At 67.2% G+C, this 4,698-nt stretch carries 4 protein-coding genes; all 4 read left to right on the top strand.

All coding sequences use genetic code 11. From position 1 onward, the window contains the following. On the top strand, positions 1–884 hold an 884-nt coding region (virB10, locus tag H926_RS31570; RefSeq protein ID WP_022675634.1), incomplete at its 5' end, for a type IV secretion system protein VirB10. Next, on the top strand, positions 881–1,939 hold the full coding sequence (gene virB11 / locus H926_RS26025) for a P-type DNA transfer ATPase VirB11 (protein WP_022675633.1): 1,059 nt from the start codon (positions 881–883) through the stop codon (positions 1,937–1,939). The genes virB10 and virB11, both read left to right, overlap by 4 nt. After that, positions 1,932–4,088, top strand: coding sequence for a type IV secretory system conjugative DNA transfer family protein (locus H926_RS26020; RefSeq protein WP_022675632.1), 2,157 nt, complete (start codon positions 1,932–1,934; stop codon positions 4,086–4,088). Before virB11 ends, H926_RS26020 begins: the two co-directional genes overlap by 8 nt. A gap of 32 nt (positions 4,089–4,120) precedes the next feature. Continuing rightward, positions 4,121–4,698 (top strand): LPD7 domain-containing protein (locus tag H926_RS0106775; protein WP_022675631.1); only part of this gene is annotated, 578 nt, incomplete at its 3' end.

The following is a 4,698-nucleotide window of genomic DNA, read 5'->3' as shown; positions in this document are numbered from 1 at the left end:
CGGGAGCGGGCACCGCCCGCCACCCGGCGCAGCTCCTCGTCTACACCTCGGGCGCAGCCGGGCGCAGCGCGCCGGGATCGGGGCTGATGTCACCCGACCCCTATGGCGACGCAAACGGGGCGGCTGGCGGCCTTGGCGGGGCAAATGGCGACGGCGGGGCAGGAATGACACCTGTGGGCTACGCCGGCGCTCCTGGGGGCGCTTCGGGGCGCGAGGGAGGGGGCGATCTCGGATCGCGCCTGACGCCGACGCGCCTCACGGGCGTCACCGCCAATGTGCTGCGCAATCAGCCTTTCCTTCTGACGATAGGCACAATGATCCCGTGCGTGCTGCAAACCGCGATGGATTCGACGCTGCCCGGCCTGGTGACGTGCGTGATCCCGCAGGATGTGCTCGGAAAGACCGGCCTGACGCTGTTCGATCGCGGCACGCGTGTCGTCGGCGAGTTCAAGGGCGGCATTCAACAGGGCGTCGAGCGGATGTTCGTCGTCTGGACGCGCGCCGAGACACCGCAAGGCGTCGTCATCAATCTCGACAGCCCCGCGACCGATCCGCTCGGCCGATCGGGCATGGACGGCCGCGTCGATCGCCATTTCTGGCAACGCTTCGGGGGCGCCCTCCTGCTGACGACGGTGGACGGCGCGATTCAGGCCGGCGTCGCGGCTGCGGCGAAGTCGGGGACGACGACGATCAACACCGGCAGCACGGAATCGGTGATCGCGTCGAGCCTTGCCGGCTCGATCAACATTCCGCCGACGATCCGGAAGAATCAGGGCGAGCTGGTCAGCATCCTCGTCGCCCGCGATCTCGACTTCTCGACCGTCTACGGCGTTCGGCCGACCTATGCCCGCGCCCCGGTGGGAGCGGAGGGGCCGAGAAAATGACCCGCGCCGGCGAAAACACGCTGCGCCTGATGCTGGCGCCGATCGAACGGCCGCTCGCCGATCCGGCGGTGACGGAAATCGTCATCAACCGGCCGGGAGAGGCGGGCGTCGAGACGCGCGAGGGCTGGACCTGGCTCAATCTTCCCGAGCTGACATTCCAGCGCCTCGATGCCATCGCGACACTCTGTGCGGCGATGTCGCAACAGGATGTCGGCCCGGAGCGTCCCCTGTGCGCCTCGGTGCTGCCGGACGGTCAGCGCGTGCAAATCTGCCGCCCGCCGGCGGTCGCGGCCGGCACGCTCAGCCTGACGATCCGCCTGCCATCGAGCTTCGCGCCGACGATCGCCGGTCTGGCGGCCGGGGGACTGTTCTCGAGAACGGAAGCCGCGGGCCGCAGCGCGCACCCGCTTGATCGCGAGCTTGCCGAGCTGCACGCGGAAAAGCGCTGGGAAGAGTTCTTCCCGCTGGCGGTGCGCGCCAAGAAAACGATCATCGCCACCGGCGATACGGGCTCGGGCAAGACGACGTTCGCCAAGGCGCTGATACAGGCGATCCCGCTCGACGAACGTCTGGTGACGATCGAGGACACGGCCGAGTTCATCGGCCTGCCACAGCGCAACCTCGTCTCGCTGTTCTACTCGAAGGGCGATCAGGGCGTGGCCCGCGTCCGCTCGGAAGACTTGATCGAGGCCGCGCTGCGGATGCGGCCCGATCGCGTGCTGATGCAGGAACTGCGTGACGGCGCGGCCTTCACCTTCATCCGCAGCATCGCCGCCGGCCATCCCGGCTCGATCACGACATGCCACGCCGGCAGCGCAACTGGCGCGTTCGATGCGCTGCGGCTGATGGTCAAGCAACACGATGCCGGCAAGCATCTGGCTGATGCCGATGTTGACGCGCTGCTCCGCCAGCTCGTCGATGTCGTCGCGCACTGCCGGCGCGACCGGGACGGCTTCTCGATCGAACAGGTGCATTTCGAGCCGTTCGGCAAGGGCGCGCCGGTGCTCGCGGCAATCGGCCGGGGCGGGCCTGGCAGGACGGCCGCCAATGTTTGATCGCGACGATTGGCCGCCCGCCGCCAAGGCGCTCGCCGCGATCGTCCTGCTCGGGCTCGGCGCGCTGCTTTGGTCCGTGCTCGCCTCGACGATCTTCCTCGCGGGCACGCGGCTGATGACGGCCGACACCGTGCCGCTTTTCCAGTTCTGGACCTATCAGGGCTATTACGGCTTCGGCCATCCGATCGTTGGGGGATGGCTCAAGATCGTCGCCGGCGTCACGACCGGCGTGCCACTCTTACTCTTCGCGGCGCGCGTCGCCCGCAAGGGCTGGCCCGGCGCCGATCGGCGCGAACTCCACGGCGAAACGCGCTGGGCCGAGCGAGGCGAGCTGGTGCGCGCCGGCTTCTACGCGAAGTTCGCCGGTCTTTTCGTCGGCCAGGACGCGGCGGGCCGGCATCTGCGCTTCGGCGGCCCGGAGCATGTCGCGTGCTATGCGCCGACCCGTTCCGGCAAGGGCGTCAGCCTCGTGATCCCAAATTGCCTGCTCTACGAATCCTCGCTGGTCTGCCTCGATGTGAAGAAGGAAAATTGGGCTGCGACCGCCGGCATCCGCGCCGCAGCCGGGCAGAAAGTCTTTCTGTTCGATCCGCTCGCCCCTGACGGCCGCACGGCACGTTACAACCCCTTCTCCTATGTCCGGCGTGGGACAATCGATGCCTTCGATGACGTTCAGCGCATCGCGCAGATGATCTTCCCCGAAGCGCACGGGCAGGAAAAGTTTTGGGTCGATGCCGGTCGATCGGCGTTCATCGGTGCCGCCTGCTTCCTCGCGGAAACGCCTGAGCTGCCGTTGACGATCGGAGAGACCTTGCGCCTGCTGTCGAGCGTCGATGGCGCGGCGGCGATGATCGAACGGATCGAGGCGCGCCGGCAGGCTGGCAAGCCCTATACGGAGGCGACGGTAAAGGCCCTTGAGGATTATCTCAAAGGCTCGGACGATCTGGTCAACAGCATCCGCAAGACCGTAACCGCGCGCCTCTCGCTGTGGTTCAATCCCCGCATCGATGCCGCGACCGCCGCCAGCGACTTCGACCTGCGAAATCTTCGGCAGTCGCTTCATGCGATCTATATCGGCGTAACGCCGGACAACATCGAGCGCCTGCGCCCGGTGCTCGCATTGTTCTTCCAGCAGCTCGTTGACCTGACGGTGCGGGTCATTCCGCAGCATGATTCCAGCGCAAAGCATCAGGTGCTTTTGCTGCTGGACGAATTTCCTCTGCTCGGCCCTATGCCCGTGCTCGCCAACTCCTTCGCCTACGTCGCCGGCTACAACATGCGGATCATGCTCATCATGCAGAGCAAGGCCCAGCTTCGCGACCGCGATCTCTACGGGCCGGACAAGGCCGACGCCATTCTGGAAAATTGCGGCCTCGAAGTCGTGTTCGGCACGAAAGACCTCAAGCTGACGGAGGAATTGAGCGCCCGCCTCGGATACGGCACGGTTGAGGCCACCTCTCGCTCCGGGCCGCGCTTCTGGCAGGCGTTCCGCCGCGACAAGCTCTCGATGACGCACAGCGATCAGCGCCGCGCGCTCCTGCTGCCGCAGGAAATCGCGCGGCTGAAACCGTTGCAGGCGATCTTGATCCGCCCCGGCATGTATCCGATCCGCTGTCGGCGCATCCGCTATTTCAGGGACCGGATGTTCACGCGCCTGCTGCGTCGCCCTCCGGACGTGGACCCCATCGAAATCAGCGTCCGCATGGATCAGGGCAAGGGATTCGCTCCGATCGCGGCCGGTCCTCCGCAGTCTTCGCCGCCAGCGTCCGAACGCGGCGATCCGCGTAGCGGAGTCTCGCCCTCCTCCTTGCACCGTGCAAGCCCGAAACCGAAGGCGCGGAAGGCCCGCATCCCGACCGAGCGCCGCACTCCCGATCCGGTGGACGCGGCAGAATCCGAGGAAGCCGCCGCCGGCGGCCGTCTGCCGGTAGCGCCGGAGCCTCCGCTGCCCCTCGCCGGTGAGACGGCAGAGCTGCCGTTCTCTCCGATGAAACCGCATCAATCGGATGGTCTGATTGCGGCGATCATGGGCACCGACGTCGATCTGAGCGGTCTGGGCCTCGCCAACGGCAAGGCGGCCGTCGTCGCGATCGTCGATGCGATCCCCACGGTTGAATCCCTCACGCACGGCCACCGCCGGGCCATGTGAGCGCACGAAAGGAGCAAGATGTTATGGCGATAATGGACCAGGCGCGCGAAGCGCTACGCCCCACCAACACCATAGAACGGGTGCCCGAACTCGTTGCGACAGCGCTGGCGAGCGTGCCGCCGCCCGGCGCGCCTCCATCCGCAGCGCGGGCGGGGAACGACAAGGCCCCTGCCTATCTCTCGGAGCCGGAAACGATCGCGAAACGCTACTATGTCGAGGATCGGCGCGGCGAACGGCAGTATTTCGAGGATTACCAGCGTCGCAATCTGGCGATGCGCGCAACGGACACGTCGATCAGCTCGAAGCGCGAGGATTTGAACACGATCCGCGCCATGATCGAGATTGCCGAGGCGCGGGGCTGGCACTCGGTCGAGATACGCGGTTCGGCCGAGTTCAAGCGCGAAGCCTGGATCGAGGCCAGCGCGCGCGGACTCGAAGGTCGCGGGTTCACGCCGTCCGATGCGGACCGACAGGAGGCCGATCGCCGGCGCGCCGAACGCGGACAGGCCAACGAGGTCCGCGCCGGCGAACGCGAACAGGCACGCGAGGAAAGGGTCGCCGGCCATCCGGCCACGGCCGCGACGCATGAACGGCACGCCCACGAGGCGCA

The sequence above is a fragment of the Novosphingobium sp. B-7 genome, assembly GCF_000410615.1.
Classification (GTDB): Bacteria; Pseudomonadota; Alphaproteobacteria; order Sphingomonadales; family Sphingomonadaceae; genus Novosphingobium; species Novosphingobium capsulatum.
This window is presented reverse-complemented; position numbering and strand designations above follow the sequence as displayed.